Below are 24,523 nucleotides of genomic sequence, written 5' to 3' on the forward strand. Positions count from 1 at the left end.
AGTTATTGCGTGATCTTATCATTTCCAAGCAGAATACCAAACAGAGCATATCCCAGCATTCCAGCCTCATATCCTATCAGTGTAAAGGGAAAATAGACATCTTTTTCTTTTACAAGTTTACAAAGCAGCCTTCCTGCAAAAATCCCACCTGCGGTCACTACGAAGAAGATAACCGGAAATATCACAGTATTTGCTTTAATACTTGCCCGATAAAAAATATAAAACAATGAGATTGGAAGTGTAAAATTCATAACCAATGCCTGAAGTCCTTCAATTCCCTCTGGGTGGATCAGTTTTTTCTCTCTGCAGATTATCCCAATAATAAGCATTATGATCACGGGTAAAATTACTTGTAATAAACTCACTATTGTTCAGCCTCCCGTACCTGTTTCTCAGCATTCCACAGCTACTTTAATCACACCATCTCTCTTATTTTCGAACAATTCATATGCCTCTTCAATCCTATTTAACGGATATGTATGCGTAATCAGCGGTTCCGTGTTGATCTTACCTTCTGATATCAGCTTCAGAATTTCTTCGCAATCGCAGCCATCCACTCCACCTGTTTTAAAAGTGAGATTTTTACCATACATATCTGGGAGTGGTAACATCTGCGCTTTATCGTAAAGCGCAACCACTGTTACGATTGCATTTGGTCGGGCACATTCCCACGCCAGTTTAAATGTCGATTCTGCTCCGGCAACTTCAAGGACTGCATCAGCTCCACCATGCTCACTATTAGTCTTAACAAACTCTTTACAGTCTTCCGGTGAAACAGTAAGAGTCTCCGGATAATGCTCATTAATAAAGCGAATACGTGTCTCGTCCTTTTCACATATAATGATCTTCGCTGGATTTTTCAGCATAACACTAAGTAAAGTACATATTCCTGTTGGACCGGCTCCAATGATCAGTACAGTATCTTCCTCAGTGATTTCAGAAATACGTGCTGCCCAATAACCAGTAGCAAGAACATCTCCTACCAGTAAAGCCTGTCTGTCCGTAACACCTTCCGGGATTTTATTCAATCCCTGATCTGCAAAAGGAACCCGGACATATTCTGCCTGTCCCCCATCGATACGACAGCCAAGTGCCCAGCCACCATTCTTGTCGGTACAATTGTTTACATATCCTTTCTTACAGAAAAAACACTCTCCGCAAAAGGTTTCTACATTTACAGTCACCCGGTCTCCCGGTTTTACATGCGTCACCTTAGAACCGACTGCCTCAACAATACCTACCATCTCATGGCCAACTGTAATTCCCGGGACTGCACGCGGAACACTTCCGTGTTTAATATGCAGGTCACTGGAACAGATGCTGGCCAGTGTCACCTTTACAATGGCATCTCGTTCATGCATGAGCACTGGTTTCGGTTTTTCCATTAGTTCAAATTTTCCCTTTGAAACATATGTATAAGTCAGCATTATTTTGCCCCCATCTATTAGAATGTATGCTAGTAAAATATCCGGTACGGAACACATCTGTTCTTATACCGGATATTTCTGATTCTATTTTGTATACACTGTTTTACCTCTTGCTATTACCTCAACAAGCTGCAGGTCCTGATCCAGGATACAAAGATCCGCATCATAGCCCTCTTCAATCTTTCCTTTTCCATTAAGGCGAAGAATTTCTGCCGGATTGGATGTTATTGTTGAAAGTGCAATTTCCAACGGGATATCCGCTTTAAACACACACTCTTTAACTTCCTTCAGAAGGCAGCTGGACTGTCCAACGCCCATTCCAAGGAATTCGCCATCACTACTGTACATCGGAAGGCTTCCCTGTCCATCAGAAGAAATTGTCATGCGGTTAGGATTTACTCCTGCATCTAACATCCGTTTGATACCATTACATACTCGTACCTCATCACAGATAGTTTCCCAATAGTCAATATCTTCATTTCCGGTAAAATCTACTGCTCCGCCTTTCAGCGCATATTCCATTGACTTGCAGAAAAGCAGCTCATTTCGATTGATATGTGTTGGCAATATTTGAGAAGTCGGTATCTCTGTCTCATCTACCACCCGTTCAATAAGATCTAAGCATCTCGGACTGTCACCAAGATGAACATTTACAATACCAGCTTTCCCGGAAAGAACACCACCAAGTCTTGTATCCGCAACGACACGTACAAATTCCTCAAAAGTCGGCTGTGAAGACCGATGATCAGAGATCGCGATTTCTCCAGTTCCAATGATTTCCTGAATCATCATAATATCTTTCACAATACTGTCAGTCAACGTACGAACCGGAATCTGATAACTGCCTGTATAACAGTATGCAGACATTCCCTGCTCATTCAATCCTTTTGTCTTTGCAACCAGTGCACATATATCACGACCGATTCCATCTGTTCCAAGGCAGCCAACAACTGTTGTTACTCCAAACTTCGTAAGTCCTTCCATAGTTGCTTCCGGAGTACGATTGGCGAATCCACCTTCGCCACCGCCTCCGAGTACATGAACATGACTATCAATGAATCCCGGAGTTAAAAGTAACCCCTCTCCATTGATCATTTCTGCCTCAGAAAGAAATCCGTCTGCGGATATAGAACCTGCATCTTTAATCTTAACAATCTTATCATTGATTATAAGTACATCTTTTTTCCCCAGATGCTGTGGAGCATAAACATCAATATTCTGAATTAATTTCATCATAAATCACTCCCAATTATCCAATGCATGTTTTAGAATCCAATTCCAACTGCAATAAGAACTGTAATGATTGCACCAATCATTAAGACACCAAGGAATTTCCACATGAATTTAATCCAGTTAGACCACTCAATCTTTGCAATTGCAAGAGATCCGATCAGACATCCGGATGTAGGAACAATCAGATTTGTAAATGCATCACCAAGCTGGAATGCAACTACAGCTGTCTGTCGTGAAACGCCTAACAGGTCTGACAGTGGAGCCATGATCGGCATTGTGATCGCAGCCTGTCCTGTTCCAGATACAACAAAGAAGTTGAATACGGACTGGAACAGATACATAAGTACTGCTGCAACCGCTCCGGAAACTCCAGACAATGCATTTGAAATATTATACATAATTGTATTGATAACTGTAGGTGTGGTCGGATCAGATCCACCAAGAACCTGCATGATACCCTGTGCCATAGCAACAACAAGTGCAGCACCAATCAGATCTTTTGCTCCATCTTTGAATGATATTGCAATATCATTCAGTTTCATATCGTTCAGTTTAAAGATAACTCCGATTACACCGGAAACAATTCCCATAATAAAGAACTGTGTAGCAATCTCCGGCATGTAGTATCCCTGAGTCATAACTCCCCAAACTACCCATACTACTGTAGCAGCCAGTGTCAGAAGAACTAAAATGTGTCCAAGACCAAATGAATGTCCTTCGTCAATTCCTGTTTTTTCATTCTGCTCACGGAAATATGAATCAGTCTTATATGCGATTGAGATTGTCGGAGTCTTTTTGATCTTTGATGCATAGAACATAGTCATTCCACAGCCGAGTGCTGTAAATACTACCCACATTACCATACGGAATCCTGCTCCGGAGAATACGTCAATACCTGCAATACCCTGTGCAATACCTACAGAGAATGGATTCATCCAAGATGAACCAAAACCAATCTGTGTTGCAACATAAGTAACAAGAACTGCGATAACTGAATCATATCCAACTGCTACAAACAACGGACAAAGAATCATAGTAAACGGAAGCGCTTCTTCTCCCATCCCGAAAACTGCTCCACCAAGAGAAAACAGTACGAAAAGTATCGGAATCAGTAGTTTTTCTGCTCCCTCTGCCTTACGGATCAATCCGATCAATCCGGATTCAATCGCACCTGTACGGATCATGATACCGAATGCACCACCTACTACCATAAGAAATGCGATAATCTCGATTGCAGAACTATTTACGATTCCGTTATACATATAGTTAAAAAATCCTGTTCCACCATCTCCACTAAAGAGTGCTACTCCTTCTGTTACTACATTTCCTGTATCATCTGTCAGATACTGGAAACTTCCGTCTTTGATTACTGTACGGGTTTTCTCAACACCATTGATCATATATGAAATATCCTGTGTTTCGTAAAATCCCTTTGGTACAAGAAATGTCATAAGTGCTGCGAAAACAACTACAAAAAAGATGATAATGTAGGTATCAGGCACTTGGAATCCCTTGTTAAAAGACTTTAACCCTTTTCCTTCGTTTTTGCTCATTTTTGAATCTCCCTCCCATTTTTCTTTAAACCTGTCAATATTATTTTTCGAAAAACTGCTCTTATTTCCTGCAGCGTCCAAGTCTGCCTTTAAAATCTTCATACCCAAAATCAGTAAGACGTTCCATGGTTTTATCGCCATGTCTCAGCCATATATCAGGCAAAGGCATTCCATTAAAGGTATTGTTCTTGCAGGTTGTATAAATGGCCATATCACCAAACATGAGGATATCTCCGTACTTCAACGGCTCTGAAAAGCTGTAATCTCCTATGATATCTCCTGACAGGCAGGTTGGTCCTCCGAGTCGGATTGTGACTGCATTTTCTCCCGGTTCATCTGCTCCAAGAAGAGGAGGACGATAAGGCATTTCCAGAACATCCGGCATATGACAGGCAGCACTTCCATCCAAAATTGCAAGCCGGGTATCACCATTTTGCAGCACATCCAGAACAGTTGTCAAAAAGAATCCTGCATTTAAGGCCCATGCCTCTCCGGGCTCCAGATAAACATCTACCTTCCATTCTTCCTTTGCTGCTCTAATGCACTTCTCAAGCCGTGCAATATCATAGCCTGGTCTTGTAATATGATGTCCTCCTCCCAGGTTCAGCCATTTCATCTGAGAAATCAGATCTCCGAATTTCGTCTTTACTGCTGTAAGAGTAGTTTCCAGATCAGAAGAGTCCTGCTCACAAAGGGTGTGAAAATGAATACCATCCAATAATCCGATCAGCTCCGGATGCTTTCTCACAGCAGTCTCCCATTGTGCTCTTGTGGTACCCATGCGGCTGCCTGGGGCACAGGGATCATAAATAGCATGTCCCTCCTGGGTAGAGCATTCCGGATTGATCCGAAGCCCTGCACTTTTCCCGGCCTCCTTCACTCTTTTTCCAAAGCGAAGAAGCTGAGAAGGAGAGTTAAACACTATATGATCTGCAAAGCTAAGCAGCTCCTCAAATTCATCCTCACGATATCCGGCGCAAAATACATGTACCTCTTTTCCAGGCATCTCCTGGGCACCAAGCCTGGCTTCGTACAGTCCGCTTGCTTCTGTTCCCGTCAGATAAGGTTCCAAAAGATGATAGCAGTCATAATTACTGAAAGCCTTCTGTGCCAGGAGCATTTTGCAGCCTGTTCTTTTGGCAATATTCCCCATTAATTCTGCATTTTTTATAAGCGCCGCTTCGTCGAGAACATAACAAGGTGTTTTGATCTTCCGCAGCTCCGGCGGAATAATTCCGCCGGACGCTGCAAAGGGTGGTCTTGTATCTGTTCTTTCCATTAATCCACCAGCTCCGGATCATGATTTTCGCTGCGTGGAAGTCCATATTTGTCAAGTGCTTCCAGGAACGGATCCGGGTCAAATTCTTCTACTGTGTACACTCCCGGGCGGATCCATTTTCCGGTAAGCATCATTAATGCTCCGCACATAGCCGGAACGCCTGTCGTATAGCTGATTGCCTGACTTCCAACCTCTTTATAACATTCCTGGTGGTCACAAACATTATAAATATAATAGGTTTTCTCTTTTCCATCCTTTACCCCGGTGAAAATGCAGCCAATATTAGTTTTTCCCTTAGTACGTGGACCCAGGCTGGCCGGATCCGGGAGAAGAGCCTTCAAAAACTGGATAGGAACGATTTCCTGTCCATTATAGTTGATCGGAGTAGTAGAAAGCATTCCCACATCCTCCAGACAGCGCATGTGATCCAGATAGCTCTGTCCGAAGGTCATAAAGAAACGAATTCTCTTTACACCCGGAATTGTCTGGGCAAGGGACTCGATCTCCTCGTGATGCAGAAGATACATATCTTTATCGCCGACCTGATCAAAATCATATTCCCGCTTGATCGCCATCGGAGGAATTTCCACCCAGTGTCCATTCTCCCAGTAGCTTCCGGGCGCACTTACCTCACGAAGATTGATTTCCGGATTAAAGTTGGTTGCAAATGCATATCCGTGGTCTCCTCCATTGCAGTCCAGAATATCAATGGTATCGATCTGGTCAAACTCATGCTTTAATGCATATGCACAATATGCCTGGGTAACACCCGGGTCAAAGCCGCAGCCAAGAAGTGCTGTAAGTCCTGCCTCTTCAAATTTCTTCCGGTATGCCCACTGCCAGGAATAATCAAAATATGCGGAAAATCCCGCTTCCTTGCAGCGTTTTTCGTAAATAGCACGCCATTTGGGATCATCCGTATCCTCCGGCTCATAGTTTGCCGTATCCATATAGTTTACACCACATGCCAGACATGCATCCATGATGGTCAGATCCTGGTACGGAAGCGCAATGTTCATTACCAGATCCGGTTTGTAACTATTGATCAGCTGGATCAGCTGGTTTACATCATCCGCATCCACCTTTGCGGTGGTAATAACTGTTTTTGTTTTTCCTTCCAGTTTCCGGGCAAGTGCATCGCATTTTTCTTTTGTCCTGCTTGCTATACACAGTTCTGTAAATACAGTATCTGCCTGACAACACTTCTGAATTGCTACACTGGCTACTCCGCCGCAGCCGATTACAAGTACTCTGCTCATGTTTTTTGTCTCCTTTTTTATACTCAATTTTCGTAACTGTTTTTATTTTGCCACCGCCAGCAGCAGTTCCCTGACCACCTTACATGCTGTAGCTGTGGAAACACCGCTTGGATCCAGCATAGGTGCCAGCTCATTAACATCTGCTCCCACAATATTTAATTCTGATACCTTCCGGATAGCAGCGAGCAATTCAAGGAAGCTTACGCCTCCTGCCTCCGGTGTACCGGTTCCCGGAAATACAGATGGATCCAGACAGTCCAGATCAATGGTAAAATATACCGGAACCTGCTTCCTGGCCAATTCCTGTACGGTTTCTTCCAGGCCTTCAAAGGTAAAGGGATGAAAATCTGTATGCTCTTTTGCAAACCGGAATTCTTCTCTTTCCCCGCTTCGGATACAAAACTGATGTATCCGCCCATCTCCCAGAATATCATAGCATCTGCGGATAACACACGCATGACTTAAATGGGCACCAAGATAATCGTCTCTTAAATCTGCGTGCGCATCAAAATGAATAATATGAAGTCCCGGATATCTCCCGGCGACAGCTCTCACAGCAGCCAGTGTCACCAGATGCTCTCCCCCCAGAAGCAACGGCATTTTTCCCTCTTTCAGGATTTCCTCTGCACGATCCTGTATATCAGCAAGCGCCTTTTCACTGCTACCGAAGCAAAGTTCCAGATCTCCACTGTCAAATACCCGGATATCCATAAGGTCACGATCCTGATAAGGGCTGTAGGTTTCCAGTCCAAAGCTTTCATGACGAATGGCAGAAGGACCGAACCTGGCTCCCGGACGAAAGCTTGTGGTCGAATCAAAGGGAGCTCCGTAAAGAACAATTTCTGCTTCCTCAAAGCTGCTGTCACAACCGATAAAATTTTCAATATTTGGTAAGATCATAAATCAGTCCTCCACCTCCTGAAGCATTTCCTCCAGAAAAGCCGGAAGATAAAATGCACCTTTGTGAAGCCTTGTAGTATAGTAACGGGTGCGAAGATTCAGTGAATTCCATGCCTTCGAATCCAGGTCATCCACAGGATGATATTTTTTACTTGCAAAGCCAAACAGCCAGTAGCCGGCAGCAAAGGTAGGAATATGAGCCTGGTAAACACGGCTGATCTGGAAAGTACTGGCAATTCTTTTGTGACTGCGCTGCATGGCATGCGCATCCTCGGAATAAAAAGGACTTCCCTGCTGATTAACCATGATTCCATCCGCCTTCAGCGCATTATAGCAGTTTCCGTAAAATTCACGGGTAAATAATCCCTCCGATGGGCCAAAGGGATCCGAGGAATCTACAATAATAAGATCATATTTATTTTCGCAGCGGCGTATATATTTCAACGCATTTTCATAATGAAGGTGCACTCTCCTGTCATCCAGCCTGCAGGCATTTCCCGGAAGATATGCGCGACAGGCTTCTACTACCATAGGATCCATCTCTACCAGATCAATATGGCTGACACGGTCATACCTGGTCAGTTCACGTACAACTCCGCCGTCTCCTGCTCCGATCACAAGAATATCTTTGGCTTCTTTGTGAATAGCCATAGGTACATGAGTGATCATTTCGTCATAAATAAATTCGTCACGCTCTGTGAGCATTACATTACCGTCCAGTGTGAGCACCCTGCCAAATTCCGGTGTCTCAAAAATATCAATTCTCTGATAGTCACTCTGCTTTGAATAAAGCTGACGGTTTACCCGGATACTATGCTTCACATCCGGTGTATGAAATTCCGAAAACCACATTTCCATTTTCTTTACCTCCCTGCCAGTACGTTTAAACGCAATATATCCGGATCTTCAGGGCCTGTCATATTGCATCCTTTTGCCTTGGCATATTCAATATAATCCAGGATTTCCGGAGTGATTCGTTCCCCCGGAGCCAAAATCGGGATTCCCGGAGGATAACACATTACAAACTCGCTGCATACTTTGCCTTCGGTTTCTCTGAGAGGAAGGCTGCATTTTTCTGCATAAAAAGCTTCCTGAGGACTTGTCACTACCTGAGGATCGATATATTCCTGATCCAGCAATCCTGATTTATCCTTCTGGAATCGCCTGCGGATCTCCGCAAGAGCACTTACCAGCCGCTCTATTTCCTGGGCACGATCTCCGATCGACAGATAAGCCAGAATATTTCCAATATCACCAAATTCGATCTGAATATCATATTCATCTCTCAGTATATCGTAAACCTCGATCCCTGCAAGTCCGATATCCAGGGTATGTACACTTAATTTCGTAATGTCAAAATCAAAAACCGAATCTCCATTCACCAGCTCTTTTCCAAATGCATAATAGCCGCCAATAGCATTGATCTCTTCCCTTGCATACTCTGCCATATCTGCTACCTGATGAAAAATCTGGCGTCCTCGCTGTGCAAGATTCCGGCGCGAAATGTCAAGACTTGACATCAGAAGATAGCTGCCTGAAGTAGTCTGAGTCAGATTGATGATCTGACGGACATAACCGGCATGAACACCTGGTCCTGTAAGAAGAAGGCTGGACTGGGTCAGGCTTCCGCCGCTTTTATGCATGGATACAGACGCCATATCTGCACCAGCTGCCATTGCCGAAACCGGCAGACCTCCGCCAAAATAAAAATGAGTTCCATGTGCCTCATCTGCCAGACACAGCATTCCTGCTTCATGAGCCATGCGTACAATTGCGCGAAGATCACTGCAGATTCCATAATAGGTGGGATTGTTCACCAGCACAGCCACCGCATTTGGGTGCTCCTTAATTGCCTTTGCCACCTGTTCACGTCGCATTCCAAGAGAAATCCCAAGTCTCTGATCCACCTCCGGATTCACATAGACCGGGATTGCTCCGCACAGAACCAGCGCATTCAGCACACTTCTGTGGACATTTCGGGGAAGAATGATCTCATCTCCCCTCTTACAGGCAGTTAGCACCATAGTCTGCACTGAGCTTGTAGTTCCTCCAACCATAAGAAATGCATGCGCTGCTCCAAAGGCATCTGCTGCCAGCTCTTCCGCCTCCCGGATCACAGATACGGGATGACAGAGATTATCAAGCGGCTTCATGCTGTTTACATCCACACCTACACATTTTTGTCCCAGAAATTCAGTAAGCTCCGGATTTCCTCTTCCTCTTTTATGTCCCGGCACATCGAAAGGTACTACTCTCATACGCAGGAATTTTTCCAGAGCTTCATGAATTGGAGCATGATTCTGGTCCAGTTTAAAACGACTTCTGTTCATTGCTTCTCCATTTCCAGTTCCTTTATCCGCACAAAAAAAGCAGGCCGATACAAAACCGTAAACCTGCTTAGATCATTCTTCCTGATTTTATTTTCATCGCATATAAATATGAGAATCCCCATATTTACATGAGATCAGAATCCGGATGATATATGTCAGAGTCTATATAGCAATCATACTTTTACTACTCTTATTGACCGTTTCACAAGTCTGCGCAACAGGCGCATGACGGTTATCAAAGGAACCAACTTATAAAATTTGAGCTTCTAACTCAATCAATAAGGCAACCAAAGTTACCATCAGCGGCAGTGGACCCGGCTGTCCGTATGGCCTTGACCCCAAAATGGAGTGGTCCAAAATAATTGCTTTGAAAAGACTCTTTCTTGTCCTTCAAAATCTACATAAGCATAGCATATCTGAAAATTCATGTCAACTATCAAAATCGTTTAAATACTTATAGTATGGACCATTTATAATAATGTCAGAAGGATATTCTTTTCTTGAATCCCTTATATTTTCATGCTAATATATATAATTAGGTCAAAAACTACAAAATACAAAATGGAGGAAATATGAATCAAAAAAGTACATCTGCTCCCATAGCAGAAAACAAAATGGGGACCATGCCCGTAGGAAGGCTTGTACTAAACATGTCTCTGCCAATGATGATCTCCATGCTGGTGCAGGCATTGTACAATATTGTAGACAGTGTTTTCGTTGCCATGCTTTCCGAAAATGCTCTGACGGCAGTTTCCATGGCTTTTCCACTGCAGACACTTCTGATCGCAGTAGGTGCAGGTACCGGTGTGGGTATGAACGCACTGCTTTCCAAATCCCTTGGAGAAAAGAATTTTGAAAAAGCTGATCGGACAGCCAGCAATGCTGCTTTCCTGTATGGCTTAAGCTATCTGGTTTTCCTGATCCTTGGATTTACAGTAGTAAAACCATTTTATGCCAGCCAGGTACATAACGCAGACCCTGAGATCCTTAAATTTGGGATTGAATATCTGAGCACAGTTATGATATTCTCCTTTGGTCTGCTTGGACAGTTTTTCTTTGAACGTCTGCTCACATCCACAGGAAAAACCATATTCAGCATGACTTCTCAGCTGTGCGGTGCCATCACCAACATCATCCTTGACCCGATCCTGATCTTTGGTCTGTTCGGTGCTCCGAAAATGGGTGTTACCGGAGCTGCTGTAGCTACTGTGATCGGACAGTGTGTAGCCTGCATCGTTGCCGGAATCTGCAACCATAAATTTAATCATGAAGTCCGGCTCAGCTTCAGGGGCTTCCGTCCTGACCTTAAGATCATCGGCCATATTTATGCAGTAGGTATTCCATCGATCATCATGCAGTCCATCAGTTCTATCATGACCTACTGCATGAATCTGATCCTGGTACAGTTCACAGTCACTGCAACTGCAGTATTTGGTGTTTACTTCAAATTGCAGAGTTTTTTCTTCATGCCTGTATTTGGACTTAACAACGGCATTACACCGATCATTGCCTATAATTATGGTGCACGCCACAGAAAGCGTATGCTTAAAACTGTCAAAGTCAGCATGTTCATCGCATTCTGTTTTACATTCATTGGTTTTCTTGCCTTTGAATTTATTCCGAAAACACTGCTGGGGCTGTTCAGTGCTTCCGAAGATATGCTTACCATCGGAATCCCTGCACTTCGTATCATAGGAATCCACTATCTGATCGCATGGTTCTGTATCATTGCGGGAACTGTATTCCAGGCACTCGGAAAAGCTGTATTCAGTATGATCGTATCTATCATGCGTCAGCTGTTTGTCCTGGTACCTGCTGCTTATATCCTTGCTTCCATCGGCGGACTTCACGCAGTATGGTGGTCTTTCCCCATTGCGGAGATCATTTCTCTGATCGTGTCCGTAGCTTTCCTGGTTGTCATAAATAGAACGATCATTCAAAAAATTCCGGAAGCCTAAGGACATCAAAGCTTCCCATTCCAATTTATACAAAAAGAAGACAGAAGATTTCCTTTTTTCTCTTCAGGATATCTTCTGTCTTTTTTATTGTTATTTATAGATCCGGTAGCCATCCCTTCCGGAGCGTTTTACCTGATAAAGGGCAAAATCTGCTTTTTGATACAGTTCCATAAAGGTATCTCCATCCTGTGGTGCAAAAGCAATTCCTGCACTAAAAGTAAATGTATGCTCTCCCATGCCTTCCATACGGATCTCCCTGAGCTTTTCATGAAGTTTTTTTATTCTGCTCTCCATATTTTCCCGTGAACCGATATTACAGAGCAGGATCACAAACTCATCCCCGCCGATACGCCCGATCACATCCTGTTCCCGGAACTGCTCTTTAAGAAAACCTCCCAGCATTTTTAATACATTATCTCCCATGACATGTCCGTAAACATCATTCACTTCTTTAAAATGATCCATATCCAGGATCAGGAAGCCATGAAAGCCTTCCGGAGCTTTTTCTCTCAGAATAGCATCGATCACCTTCTGCGTATTCTCTCTGTTATAAACGCCTGTAAGCGCATCCTTCTGGGCAGAACGTACCAATTCCGCTTTCTCCTGATTATTTCTTACAACAATATACAGGAGCAGGAGCAGCACCAGAATACAGAAGCTTCCCATAAATAGGATTTCATAACCAGAAATGAATTCATAAGCCTGCTGTGCACTTTTTACAGGAATTGCATAACAGATCATCCAGTCATTGTATCCAAGAGGCATATATGCCAGATACCGGTCCTCTTCTTTTCTCTCTTTGAGACTAAACTTCACCAGACCACTTTCGCCAACTTTAAAATCTTCCTGAATATCCTGAAGAGCATGCTTTCCTTTGAGATTTTTTTCTCCGTAATATTTAAAAAGATTGATTCCATATGTGATCTCCGTACCAGACGCCGAACCACTGTCAAAGGCAATGATCTCTCCATCACTTGTGGCCAGAAGACTGTTTCCCGCTCCATCAAAAAGATCATTAAAAAGCATATGGCTCAGCGCTGTAACATTACAGGATCCGCCCAACACACCGATCACTTTATGGTCTTTGTATACCGGCACACCTAAAACCACCCGCACCTTATGGTCCACACTGCTTTCCAGGGGATCGCTGATGGTCTGCTCTCCACTGATAGCCTCCTGAAAATATCTGCGATGAGAAACATTCTTGGTTACTCCATTGTCGTAGTATGCATCTCCATTCTTATCAATAAGAGCAGCCCTCTCCAGGTCTGTCTTTTCATAAATAGATATCAGTTGTTCTTTATTTTCTTCTGAAAAAAGTTCTTCTGATTTTCCCATTGCAGAGGCAATCTCATTCAGATATTGATAATTAATATCCAGTATCGTCCGCAAATGTTCACTTTGTCTCTGCACATTTATCTTCAATGTATTCTGAGAATTCACCTGTACAGCCCTCTGCACACACTCGAAAAAAATAAGAATCCCTGCTATAACCGCCAAGATAAAAACGCCGGTTGCCATAACATAATTTTTTAATTCAAAGTGATTCTTTTTCATACGTTTTCTCCTGATCTAACCTTTTTTGTCCTGCATTTTTATTTTACCATGATTTTTGTTTTTTCTCTATAACAAAAAATCTGCAGATTCCAATCATAAGATTGAAAAATGCAGATTTTTTACAACGATATCTGATTATTATGCCTTATTATGCCGCCTTCCGCGACTCACGTCCGGCTTATATTGCTGCAATAAGAACAACGTTATTTATTTTTCTTTGTGTTTACGATCAGCGGAACAATTTCTCCTTTTTTTACATCCACCAGTCCCTTATCAGTCAGCTTCAGTGCCGGGCTTACCGGTAATCCAAGTGTTGCCACTGACATGATCGGATTATTATGCACATATCCCAGATCTGTAAGGCTTTTTCTTACCGCCTTCAATGCAAGGCCATTCTCCCTGATTGATTTTTCGGATAAAAGCCCACATACCGGAAGTGCAAGTTCAGAAAGGATCCTTCCATCTTTTACTGTCAGAAATCCCCCCTGCAGTTCCCGGATCCTGTTTACAGCAAATAACATATCATCCGGAGAGCTTCCTGCCACAAAGAGATTATGATGATCATGAAAATATGTTGTTGCCACAGTTCCCTTTTTCAAGCAGGAGCCTGTAAGAAATCCATAGCCGATATTTCCGTTCTTCCCATGACGTTCCACCACCATAGCCAGAAGACATCCGCTGTTTTCCCAGCAGATCTTTCCAGCTTTCACCGGCATTTCCACCAATTTTTCAGTAGTATGGGTACGATCCGGATTGATCTCTATCACACGAACTGTTGCATATCCTTCCTGAAAAGGAGCATTCACCTGAAAATCTTTCAGAAAAATCTCCGGAAGCTGTACACTCCGGTAAAAATCTGCCGGAAATTCATATGTGGAAGCAGACAGCGGCAACTGCGGTTCATCCTTTGCATAAATCGGAACACCATTTTTGAATACAGCTTCCGGTTTAAGAACGGACGGATCTTTAAGCAGCATAAAGTCCGCAAGTTTTCCCGGTGCGATAGCTCCTCTGTCATAAAAATGCATCCGCTGACATGGTGTATATGTGGCACAGTAGATTGCCTGTTCCATCGGAAATCCCATATCGATCGCTTTCTGTACCACTGCATTCAACGGTCCCTGCTCATACAAAACATCTGCCATAGTATCATCTGTTACAAAGGAACAATACTCGTAGAGCTGGTTCTGGCAGATATATTCCAGGATTTCCGGTTTCAGCATTTTATCCTGGATCTCAAAAAACATTCCGTTTTCGATCCGCTGCTTTACTTCCTCAAGAGTATGTTCTGTATGATCACCATTAATACCCAGATAAAGAAACTTTGCAAGATCCAGATCCAGTAATGACGGACAGTGTCCCTCGATCACATATCCCGGATGGTCTTTTTTCAGATATTCCAGAAACCGGCTGATCTCCAGATCATTTTCCCGGATGATCTGCCGGTAATTCATGATTTCGCCTACACATACCACATCTTTTTCTTCCAGCAGATGCTTCATTGCACTGCAGTCAATGATCCCGCCTGTTGTTTCCAGCTTTTCACTGGTTGACGGAACGCTGCTTGGAATCCCGTAAAAAATATCGATAGGTGCATTCTTTGCCGCAGAGATCATTTCCAGAATCCCTCGGATCCCTTTGACATTGGCCATTTCGTGAGGCTCTGAAACCACCGTCGTCACACCATTTTCTCCTGCACATTTTCCAAAAAAAGCCGGTGTGGCCATAGAACTCTCAATATGCATGTGAATATCTGTCAGTCCTGGAATCATGTATGATCCCTTTGCATCGATCACATTGTCAGTCTGAAGATCCGTATCCTGTTTTCTGTCTATGTAATAAAATTTTCCATCTTTCACCGCAACATTGGCAGATATGAATTTCTTAAGATAGGAATTAAATACCTTTGCGTTTTTGATCAGCAGATGAACCTGCTCCATACCATTTCACCATCCTTAGATAATTGAATAAAAATACAACAGACAGACTGCTACCAGTACATACATGACCGGTTCAACCTTTTTGATCTTTCCTGCTGCGATCTTCATAACGAGATAAGCCGGAAGCGCCACACAGATACCATTTGCGATATTATTTGCAAAAATCGTAAAGGTTACACATAAAAATGCCGGAATATACTCTGTAATATCCGAATAATCAATATTTCTCATAGCACCAAGCATATTGATGCCGATATAGATCAGCACCGGACCGGTTGCCGCAGATGGGATCACAAGAGCCAGTGGTGCCAGAAACAGCGAAAGTCCGAAGAAAATGCTTGTAAAAATAACCGTAAGTCCCGTTTTTCCTCCTGCTTCTACGCCTGCAGATGACTCCAGATAAGTAGTAAGACTCGGCATTCCAAACAATGCTCCAAAGCTTGTTGCAATCGCATCTACCTTAAAGCATTTATCAATACCCGGAAGATTTCCATCCTTATCCAGATAGCCTGCCTTTGCTCCCACTCCCAGAACTGTTCCGAATGTAGAAAAGAAATCCGGTACAAACAGAGCGATCAGAAATGGAATATAAGCAAAATTCAGCGCTCCCATAAAATCAACTTTCAGGAACTGATGGCCGATACCTGCCGGAAATGCAAAAATGGATTCCGGAGCATGTGTAACACCGAAAGGAATTCCTGCCAGAGTGGTCAGCAGGATCGCAAGAATCATACCACCCGGTATATTTCGTACCTTGATCACCAGAAGGATCAGAAATCCGATCACTGCTACGATCACAGATGGAGATGCAAGATCTCCAAAGGAAAGACAGTTTTTTGCATCATTTGCCACGATCAATCCACAGTTTTTTGCACCAAGAAGTGCGATAAACAGACCAATACCGGCACTAACCGCTTGTTTCAGGCTTATCGGGATCACACGTACCACGGCTTCTCTCAGACCAAAGAATGAAATTATGATAAAAAGAACACCACTCCAGAATATCACACCTGCTGCGATCGGCATACTTACGCCTTCATTGGTAATCATAGACGCAATAATTCCAACGCTTCCAAGTCCCGGAGCCAGAGCAAACGGTCGATTGGTAACCAATGCCATTGCACAGCTGGTCACAATGATCAGAATGATCATAGCTGTCAGAGTCGTGTGTTTATCATAACCGGCGCCTGCCAGAATATTTGGGATCGTGGCAAGCACATATGCCATAGTTACAAAAGTTGTCAGTCCTGCCAGAAGTTCTGTTTTTATATTTGTATTGAACTCAGACAGTCTGAACTGTTTTTCCAGCCAGTTTTTCATTTATTTTTTCCCCCTTGATATGATGATAGGATGTATTGTAAAATATGCATATCAGGAAGTCAAATTCATATTATACATAAAAATTATACCAAAATGGAATAATTGGAGGAAAACATGAACTATCATGAACTGAAGTACATTCTCTGCATTGCCAAATATCAGAATCTTACAAAAGCCGCACAGGAGCTTTATATTTCCCAGCCAACCCTGACCAAGCATCTCCAGAAACTGGAACGAGAAATGGGGACCAAGCTGTTCAGCCGCAGCGGAAACAGCTATACACCTACCTTTGCGGGCCGCAAATATATGGAGTATACCCGAAAGATCCTGCAGATACAACAGGACTGGGAAAAAGAGCTGAAAGATCTTACAGAAAATAATGAAGGAGAACTGAACGTTGCTTTCCCACTGATGAGGAGTACCTGTATGGTTCCTCAGATCATGACCTCTTTTTTTCAAAAATATCCTAAAGTAAAGGTCAATATCCTGGAAGAGGCATATTCTATCCAGGAAAAACTTCTGCTCAATGATCAGCTTGATTTTGGCATTTTCAATGAAGTACATAAACACCCCAAGCTGGAATACGAACTGCTGAAAAAAGAAGAAATCCTTCTGATCATGCCTCCGGAGCACCCATTGGCTGCTGCCGGCAGTGTATCCACTCACGGCATATACCCGAAGCTTGATCTCTCACTTCTGGCAGAAGAGCCTTTTATCCTGCATTTTCCGGAACAGACTACCGGACAGCTTTCGCTGGAAGCATTGAAAGCTGCCCATATCAAGCCTTATGTGCCAATACAGAGCCGCAACACAGAAACCTGTGTCAAACTCTGCATGCAAGGACTTGGTATGTGTTTCACCCCGGAAACCTATGTCCAAAATATGGACCTCCCTGTAAAACCAGCCTGTTTTTCCATTGGTGAAGATGGTGTTTTCAGCACACTAACAATTGCATACCGAAGAGGTACCTATCTCCCACAGTACGCCCGGGATTTTATATGTACTGCGAGGACGGTCCTGTAGTGTTTTGATCAACATATATTGAAGCAAAAAATCTTCTGTTCAGAGGGAATGTTTTTGTTGCATTATTCTGAATATTCCTGTATAATTAACACAATAATCAAAACTTAAGAGCGTAACGTACAAGGGCGTACAGCACATATTTCCTATGTCTGTACGCCTTTGTGTTATTTCTGCAGTCCTGCGATATTTCGCTTTGAGAAAGGGAGGAGATTTCTATGATGAATGCAATCGGAAGTGTGATAAACCAGATCGACAGTCTGGTGTGGGGCTGGTGGATGATCATTTTACTTCTGGGCACCCATATTTTCATGACCATCCGTACCGGTGTGATCCAGCGTAAGATTGGTACCGCCATTCGCCTGTCTGTCACCAAAGATACCAATGCGGAAGGTGAAGTCAGCCAGTTTGGCGCCCTGACAACAGCCCTTGCTTCCACTATTGGAACCGGAAATATCATCGGTGTCGGTACTGCCATTGCTCTTGGCGGTCCCGGTGCAGTCCTCTGGTGCTGGCTTACCGGTGTCTTCGGAATCGCCACCAAATACAGTGAGTCTCTCATCGCTGTAAAATACCGCGTTAAGACCAAAGACGGCCGTATGCAGGGTGGTGCTATGTATGCCCTGGAGCGCGGATTAAATATGCGCTGGCTTGGTCTGATTTTTGCCTTTTTCGGTGGCTTTGCTTCCTTTGGAATCGGATGTGCTACCCAGGTCAATGCCATTGCAACGGTATGTAATGAGAACCTTCATATTCCGCCGGCAGCGATCGGCATTGCTGTGGCAGTTCTTACTGCCCTTGTTATTTTCGGCGGGATCAAATCCATCGCCAATGTATGTGAACGTCTTGTTCCGTTTATGGCATTTTTCTATGTGATCGGATGTATCATCATCCTGGGGATCAATTTCGATTTTATCATTCCCGCAGTAAAAACCATCTGCAAATTTGCTTTTACCCCTGGTGCTGCTGCAGGAGGTCTTGTAGGACGTGGTATCATGATGGCCATGCAGTATGGAATCGCAAGAGGACTTTTTTCCAATGAATCCGGTATGGGTTCTGCCCCCATCGCCGCTGCTGCCGCACAGACAAGAAATCCGGTTCGTCAGGCTCTCGTTTCCAGCACCGGTACATTCTGGGATACCGTTGTGGTATGTCTGATGACCGGTCTTGTTCTGGTAACCAGTATTATGAAAAATCCTTCGATCGACATGGGAAATATCACTGATGGCGGTGTTCTTACTACACTGGCTTTTCAGCAGATCCCGGTTCTTGGTCCTGTGATCCTTGTAGTGGGTATTATTTCCTTCGCATATTCTACAGTCCTTGGATGGGCATATTATGGCGAGCGGTGCGTGGAGTATTTCTCCGGCAAAAAGGGACTCATTCCCTATCGTGTGCTGTACATTGCGGTAGCTGCCATCTCCCCTGTTATCTCTCTGAACCTGGTATGGACCGTAGCGGATATCCTGAATGCACTGATGGCTATTCCAAACCTGATCGCAGTACTACTGCTTTCCAATGTGATCGTAAAAGAGACCAAAAAATATATCAACGATCTGGATGCACGGGATGACACACCGGTGGAAGTGATCGATAAATAAAAAAACGATAAATATAAGCATTTTATATAACAAAGTTACAGCTCCGACTACTTCTCATATTACAAAGCAGTCGGAGCTGTCCGTTTACAAATGTCTTCTTCACTTTTTTATAATACATCCTGCGCTTTCATCTCTTCGGACACAGCAAGATATTCTTTGCTGTTTTCCACGATACCAAGCTTCTCTTCCCAGGTAAGGTTTCGTTTGATCCTGGCCGGACTTCCCATTACCAGGGAGCCATCCGGGATCACCGTATTTTTAGTCACAAGGCTTCCGGCTCCTATGATACAGTCATTTCCGATCTTTGCACCATCCAGGATCACGGCTCCCATTCCGATCAATGTCCGGTCTCCGATGGTACATCCATGGATCACCGCATTATGTCCCACAGTAACGTTGTTTCCGATATGGACCGGCATGTTGTGGCTCACATGAATGGTACAGTTTTCCTGGATATTGGTTTCTTCTCCGATCACTACCGGCGCATCATCTCCGCGGATCACCGCATAATATAATACACAGCTGTCACGGCCGATCGTTACATTTCCAAGGATCACAGACTGCTTTGCGATCCTGGCACCTTCTGCGATCTTTACATTTTTATAATTCATTTTTCCTCCTGAATCTGCTTTTTTTCTGCACAGAACCCTGGTATATAATCTAACTATAGACTCCGTGCACAACAGCAATTTTAATGTTTATACTGACTTTTTAACCCATATTATATTTCGTCCGGATCACAATATCTGTATACTGGTATTCCTTTTCCGGTGCCTTGCTGTCAAAGAGAAGCTGGAACAAAATAATCACCGGAGAATGTCCCTGTACAGCCGCATCCTGACCGATAAGGAAATTGATCGTCCCCTCTTTCAGCCATTTCAGATTTTCTTCCAGGAAATCATTGGCGATCACATGCATGGTTTTATCCTTTCCAAGCTTCTGCAAGGTCTGGCAGACACCCTTTACACCATGACCCGTAATATAGATCCCGGTCAGCTCCGGATAAAGCTCCAGAAATTCTTCCACGATCTTGGATGCCACCCATTCGTCATCATAAGAATACCTTATATCCACGATCTCGATTCCCGGAAAGCTTTCTTTAATCTCTGTCGTAAATCCTTTCTGCCTGCTGATCAGACCAGGATTGGCAACCTGTCCGGAAATTATGGCAACCTGCCCGTTTCCGCCTGTCATCTCCCACATCAGGCCTGCTGCCGTACGACCGGCCTGAAAGGTATCCTGTCCCACAAAACATAACCTTTTTGTATCTTCCAGATCTGCATTAAAGGTAACTATCGGAATTCCATACTCTTCCTGATACTGATCGATCCTCGCTCTCAAAAGCTGATCCTCTGATGGAGTCAGCGCGATTCCATTAAACCCCTTTTCCCGGAGTTCTTCCATTGCAGCCATTACTTTTTCCGGTTCTACGCCTTCGATCTCATAGATCTTTACTGTTCCGCCAAAGCTCTCCACTTCTTCTTTTGCTTCCAGGACTCCCTTTAAAACCTGCTGCATAAAAGGAGTCTCCATATACTGAAGGATCACACCGATACGGATTTTCCTCTTTGCCATGGCAAGGGCACGACCGGCACGGCTGGGCTGATATCCCATCTCCCGGGCGATCCTTTTGATCCTTTCCTCTACTTCCGGGCGGATACGGCCTCTGTTGTTCAGTGCCCTGTCCACAGTGCCTCTTGAAACTCCTGCTGCTTCCGCAATCTGTTGTAATGTTACTGCCATATTTTACCCTCCAAAACATCTCCTGTGTGCTTTGTGTTCACGCGCACGCTCTTTTGTCTCATTATACACATTTACACTTTCTCAGGCAATCCCTGATTTCATTATTTTTATAATTTTCCTTTACGATCAGACAGGCCCGGCATAAACAGGTGCATTCCCTCAGCCAAAAATGCTTCCGAAAAAATCTCCGGAAGCATTTTTATCATTGCAAAACTGGTTCCCTTGTCAGTCCAGAAGCTCCTGTACCATCTCGGGGGTAAAGGTTACAGCCTTCACATGATCCACCTCGATCTGATACAGGGCATTGGCCGCAATATGCTCCGCAGCCTGCTCCAGATCACGGATTCCTGTGGTATCTTCAAATTTCTTAATTACTGCGTCCAGCGCCTCATCCGTTACGATACATTCTTCCTGTTTCAGGCTCATACGTTTCAGAACCTTGGGAAGCGCAAATCTGGAAAAGATGATCTTCTTTTCCTCCGGTGTGTAATCCGGAATATCGATCACTGCAAAACGTGACATCAGAGGTGCGCTGATCTGTGCCTTATCATTGGCTGTGGCAATAGGATAGACACCAACTGTCGGAACCATACATTCCATATAGTTATCTGTAAAACCAAGGTTATCCAGCAGTGTCAGAAGCACGTCTGCCGGATTTCCGTTTCCTTTACCTGATGCAGCCTTGTCAAGCTCATTGATGATAAATACCAGATTGGATTCTCCTGCCATGGAAAAAGCCTCCATGATGATTCCAGGCTTGGCATTTGCATAAACACGAGAGCTTCCTGTAAGCTGTTCCGGATCATTGATCGAACTCATATCCAGGGTTGTCCACGGCATTTTCAGGATTCTTGCAACTGCATAAGCGATCTGAGATTTACCGGTACCTGCCGGTCCTACAAGAAGCAGTCCGTAAGCAGGAAGTGTATGAGTACGGTTGATCTGAATGATCGTCTCAATGATCCTCTGTTTTACACGCTCCATTCCATAAAGCTCCTCATCCAGGATACGGCGTGCTTCCTTCGGATCAATAGACTCAAAATAATTATGCTTCCACTGAATATTCATCATGATGGAAAGTGCTCTCTGGGCATGGCGTCTTTCCTCCTGAGAAACCTCATGAGAACGGGCAACTGCCAGATTTCTTCTTGCCCAGAGACGGATATTATCCGGCATAGTCTTTCCGGCACAGTTCATAAAGTCGGTGATACTCTGAATACTGGTAAGCTTCATATCGTCACCGTCTTCTTCCTCCTCATCGTTCTCATTTTCTTCTGCCGGCGCACTGCTTGCAAACAGACGCTCGATCATAAACTGAAGAAATCCGTCCTCAGCAGAAAGTTTGGTGCCTCCGCCAAAAGCGATCTCACGGATTTTGTAAACAGCATATCCTTCTTCTGTATTCTGTCCTGAAAGACGGATGTTGATATGATTTTCTCCGAGCCATTTGATCAGGCTTGTAAAACGGGAATCGATCTTCAGGATGTCTGCCGGAAAAACACCGTCCTCTTCCTTAAACTCAAATGCAGTCTGCTTCGCAGGATTGGAAAAATATCCGCAGGAATGATGTTTCCACTCTCTTTTGCTGTTATCCAGGATCAGCACCGGTTTCTCCGGTGTGGCTTTTGTTTCATTAGAACGAAATGTTGTATATGTGCACTGGCTTTTTGTCTCTTTTTTATCTGCCGGCGCTGCGCTGAAATCAAAAACTGGCATATTTTTTACTCCTCTTTCTCTGAAAAATATCTTCATTCAGTTTATCATGGATTGGAAATCTCAACAACTGCTGATATAATTTTTTATGCATTTTTTGTATTCGTCATTTTTCCGTAAGTTGTTTAAACAATTTTGCAGTTTGCCGATTGACACTGCCTGTAAACTATGTTATCGTGCAATCATGTCTGCTTTCATTTTTACGAAAGCTGACACAGTTACCATGTATGTGATTTACTGTTTTTCACGTCATTGTAATTGTATTTTTTTGGAGGAGGAAATGAGAAATCAACTTTCACAGCAGGATGATTTTTATCCACAGATCGTTAAGCTTGTCATCCCCATCATCATTCAGAATCTGCTAAGTGCAGCGGTCAATTCCGCCGATGTTATCATGCTGAACTTTGTAGGTCAGTCATCCATCTCCGCAGTATCCCTGGCAGCGAATTATTCCAATGTCCTGTTTATGGTTTATTACGGTCTTGGTACGGGAGCCACCCTGCTTTGTGCCCAGTATTATGGAAAGGGAGATTACAAAGCCATTCAGATCATCGAGGGAATCGCTCTTCGTTTTTCCATGATCATCTCTGTTCTCGTGGCACTCGTTGCATTTACCATGCCACAGATGATGATGAGACTGTTCACCAACGATCCGGAGCTTCTGGCCATTGGTTCTTCCTATATCCGCATTATGGGTATCACCTATATCTGCTGGGGTATGACGGAGGTTTATCTGGCTGTCCTTCGAAGCATTGGCCGGGTAACTACCAGCATGGCGATGAATATGCTGGCATTTGGACTGAATATCCTTTTGAATGCGACTTTTATCTTCGGATTGTTCGGAGCACCCAAGCTTGGTGCTACCGGTGTGGCTATTGCTACTGCACTTTCCAGAATGATCGAGCTGATCGCCTGTTTTATTATTTCTGCTTTCAGCAAAAATGTCCGACTGGATCTCCGATGTATGTTCACAAAAAACAAACTGCTGTTCAGTGATTTCGTGCGGCTTTCCCTGCCGGCTCTTGGCAATGATATTTCCTGGAGTATTGGTTTTTCCATGTACTCTGTGATCCTGGGACATCTTGGTACGGATGCGGTTGCTGCCAATTCTCTGGTTGTAGTAGTCCGTAATATCGGCTCTGTTTTCTGTTTCGGTATTGCCAGTGCAGGAGGTATCCTTCTAGGCAATGTTATGGGGCAGGGCGATCTGGAACGTTCCAGGCGTTATGCTTCCAAAACACTGAAGCTTACTGTTATTGCAGGTTTTTTGGGCGGACTTATCGTTCTTGCCATCACACCGTTCGTAATGAGATTTGCGTCCCTGACACCCACTGCCATGCATTATCTGAAATATATGCTTCTGATCAACAGCTACTATATTATGGGGTCTGCCGTAAATACAACCCTGATCGCTGGTGTGTTCCGGGCAGGTGGTGATACAAAGTTTGGTCTGATCTGTGATACCATTGATATGTGGGTATATGCAGTACCCCTTGGATTCTTCGCTGCTTTTGTACTGAAGCTGCCGGTTATGTGGGTGTATTTTCTGCTCTGTACGGATGAATTTGTGAAGTGGCCATGGGTGATCAAAAGGTATCTCAGTGGGAAGTGGGCTAAGAATATTACCCGCGAGAATATATTTGAAAATAAATAGAATACAGAAACATTTTAGACGGCTGGAATCTGCGTT

At 43.8% G+C, this 24,523-nt stretch carries 19 protein-coding genes; 4 read left to right on the forward strand and 15 right to left on the reverse strand.

The window, feature by feature from the left end; translation table 11 throughout:
* Window positions 1-2: 2 nt before the first annotated feature.
* The 9 genes from BLP57_RS06955 to BLP57_RS06995 all read right to left on the reverse strand — a co-directional run bounded on the left by BLP57_RS06955 (window position 3) and on the right by BLP57_RS06995 (window position 9,981).
* Window positions 3-365 (reverse strand): hypothetical protein, encoded by a 363-nt coding sequence (locus tag BLP57_RS06955; protein WP_139148830.1) that lies wholly within the window; start codon window positions 363-365, stop codon window positions 3-5.
* Window positions 366-392: 27 nt separating this feature from the next.
* A complete protein-coding gene (locus tag BLP57_RS06960; protein ID WP_044960967.1) occupies window positions 393-1,427 on the reverse strand; it encodes an alcohol dehydrogenase in 1,035 nt (344 codons plus the stop codon).
* An 84-nt stretch (window positions 1,428-1,511) separates the two neighbouring features.
* On the reverse strand, window positions 1,512-2,660 hold the full coding sequence (iadA, locus tag BLP57_RS06965) for a beta-aspartyl-peptidase (RefSeq protein ID WP_092070379.1): 1,149 nt from the start codon (window positions 2,658-2,660) through the stop codon (window positions 1,512-1,514).
* Between the two features lie 32 nt (window positions 2,661-2,692).
* A complete protein-coding gene (gene yfcC / locus BLP57_RS06970; protein ID WP_021650661.1) occupies window positions 2,693-4,213 on the reverse strand; it encodes a putative basic amino acid antiporter YfcC in 1,521 nt (506 codons plus the stop codon).
* Between the two features lie 61 nt (window positions 4,214-4,274).
* A complete protein-coding gene (locus tag BLP57_RS06975; protein ID WP_092070382.1) occupies window positions 4,275-5,492 on the reverse strand; it encodes a carboxynorspermidine decarboxylase in 1,218 nt (405 codons plus the stop codon).
* Complete coding sequence (locus BLP57_RS06980) at window positions 5,492-6,751, reverse strand: saccharopine dehydrogenase family protein (protein WP_022426348.1); 1,260 nt, start codon at window positions 6,749-6,751, stop codon at window positions 5,492-5,494. Before BLP57_RS06980 ends, BLP57_RS06975 begins: the two co-directional genes overlap by 1 nt.
* 42 nt (window positions 6,752-6,793) lie before the next feature.
* Window positions 6,794-7,651: an agmatinase gene (gene speB, locus BLP57_RS06985; protein WP_015524486.1), complete on the reverse strand. Its 858-nt coding sequence runs from the start codon at window positions 7,649-7,651 to the stop codon at window positions 6,794-6,796.
* A gap of 3 nt (window positions 7,652-7,654) precedes the next feature.
* Window positions 7,655-8,509, reverse strand: a complete 855-nt coding sequence (speE, locus tag BLP57_RS06990) for a polyamine aminopropyltransferase (RefSeq protein ID WP_015524485.1) — start codon at window positions 8,507-8,509, stop codon at window positions 7,655-7,657.
* Window positions 8,510-8,514: 5 nt separating this feature from the next.
* A complete protein-coding gene (locus tag BLP57_RS06995; RefSeq protein WP_015524484.1) occupies window positions 8,515-9,981 on the reverse strand; it encodes an aminotransferase class I/II-fold pyridoxal phosphate-dependent enzyme in 1,467 nt (488 codons plus the stop codon).
* 572 nt (window positions 9,982-10,553) lie between these two features.
* On the opposite strand from BLP57_RS06995, the gene BLP57_RS07000 reads away from it, so the two are divergent.
* A complete protein-coding gene (locus BLP57_RS07000; protein ID WP_092070385.1) occupies window positions 10,554-11,939 on the forward strand; it encodes an MATE family efflux transporter in 1,386 nt (461 codons plus the stop codon).
* 90 nt (window positions 11,940-12,029) lie between these two features.
* Here the strand turns inward: BLP57_RS07000 and BLP57_RS07005 are convergent, their stop codons facing one another.
* The 3 genes from BLP57_RS07005 to BLP57_RS07015 form a co-directional block, all read right to left on the reverse strand.
* Window positions 12,030-13,496, reverse strand: coding sequence for a sensor domain-containing diguanylate cyclase (locus tag BLP57_RS07005; protein WP_015524482.1), 1,467 nt, complete (start codon window positions 13,494-13,496; stop codon window positions 12,030-12,032).
* Window positions 13,497-13,699: 203 nt separating this feature from the next.
* The gene (locus BLP57_RS07010; RefSeq protein WP_092070388.1) at window positions 13,700-15,436 is read right to left on the reverse strand and encodes an adenine deaminase C-terminal domain-containing protein; all 1,737 of its coding nucleotides are present in this window, start codon (window positions 15,434-15,436) and stop codon (window positions 13,700-13,702) included.
* A 15-nt stretch (window positions 15,437-15,451) separates the two neighbouring features.
* Entirely contained in the window at window positions 15,452-16,756 is a 1,305-nt protein-coding gene (locus BLP57_RS07015; protein WP_092070391.1) for an NCS2 family permease, read from the reverse strand.
* Window positions 16,757-16,870: 114 nt separating this feature from the next.
* Between BLP57_RS07015 and BLP57_RS07020 the strand changes: the two genes are divergently transcribed.
* Together BLP57_RS07020 and BLP57_RS07025 are read left to right on the forward strand one after the other, a co-directional pair.
* Complete coding sequence (locus BLP57_RS07020) at window positions 16,871-17,779, forward strand: LysR family transcriptional regulator (RefSeq protein ID WP_092070393.1); 909 nt, start codon at window positions 16,871-16,873, stop codon at window positions 17,777-17,779.
* A 215-nt stretch (window positions 17,780-17,994) separates the two neighbouring features.
* Complete coding sequence (locus tag BLP57_RS07025; RefSeq protein WP_092070396.1) at window positions 17,995-19,377, forward strand: alanine/glycine:cation symporter family protein; 1,383 nt, start codon at window positions 17,995-17,997, stop codon at window positions 19,375-19,377.
* 107 nt (window positions 19,378-19,484) lie between these two features.
* Here BLP57_RS07025 and BLP57_RS07030 read toward each other — a convergent pair whose 3' ends face one another.
* The 3 genes from BLP57_RS07030 to BLP57_RS07040 all read right to left on the reverse strand — a co-directional run bounded on the left by BLP57_RS07030 (window position 19,485) and on the right by BLP57_RS07040 (window position 22,836).
* Window positions 19,485-19,988: a gamma carbonic anhydrase family protein gene (locus BLP57_RS07030; protein ID WP_021650673.1), complete on the reverse strand. Its 504-nt coding sequence runs from the start codon at window positions 19,986-19,988 to the stop codon at window positions 19,485-19,487.
* Between the two features lie 100 nt (window positions 19,989-20,088).
* The gene (locus tag BLP57_RS07035; protein ID WP_021650674.1) at window positions 20,089-21,120 is read right to left on the reverse strand and encodes a LacI family DNA-binding transcriptional regulator; all 1,032 of its coding nucleotides are present in this window, start codon (window positions 21,118-21,120) and stop codon (window positions 20,089-20,091) included.
* Window positions 21,121-21,345: 225 nt separating this feature from the next.
* Window positions 21,346-22,836, reverse strand: coding sequence for an AAA family ATPase (locus tag BLP57_RS07040; protein ID WP_015524474.1), 1,491 nt, complete (start codon window positions 22,834-22,836; stop codon window positions 21,346-21,348).
* A gap of 277 nt (window positions 22,837-23,113) precedes the next feature.
* On the opposite strand from BLP57_RS07040, the gene BLP57_RS07045 reads away from it, so the two are divergent.
* Window positions 23,114-24,487, forward strand: coding sequence for an MATE family efflux transporter (locus BLP57_RS07045; RefSeq protein ID WP_092070399.1), 1,374 nt, complete (start codon window positions 23,114-23,116; stop codon window positions 24,485-24,487).
* Window positions 24,488-24,523: the final 36 nt, after the last annotated feature.

The sequence above is a fragment of the Blautia sp. SF-50 genome, from assembly GCF_900101315.1.
Taxonomy (GTDB): Bacteria; Bacillota; Clostridia; order Lachnospirales; family Lachnospiraceae; genus Blautia_A; species Blautia_A fusiformis.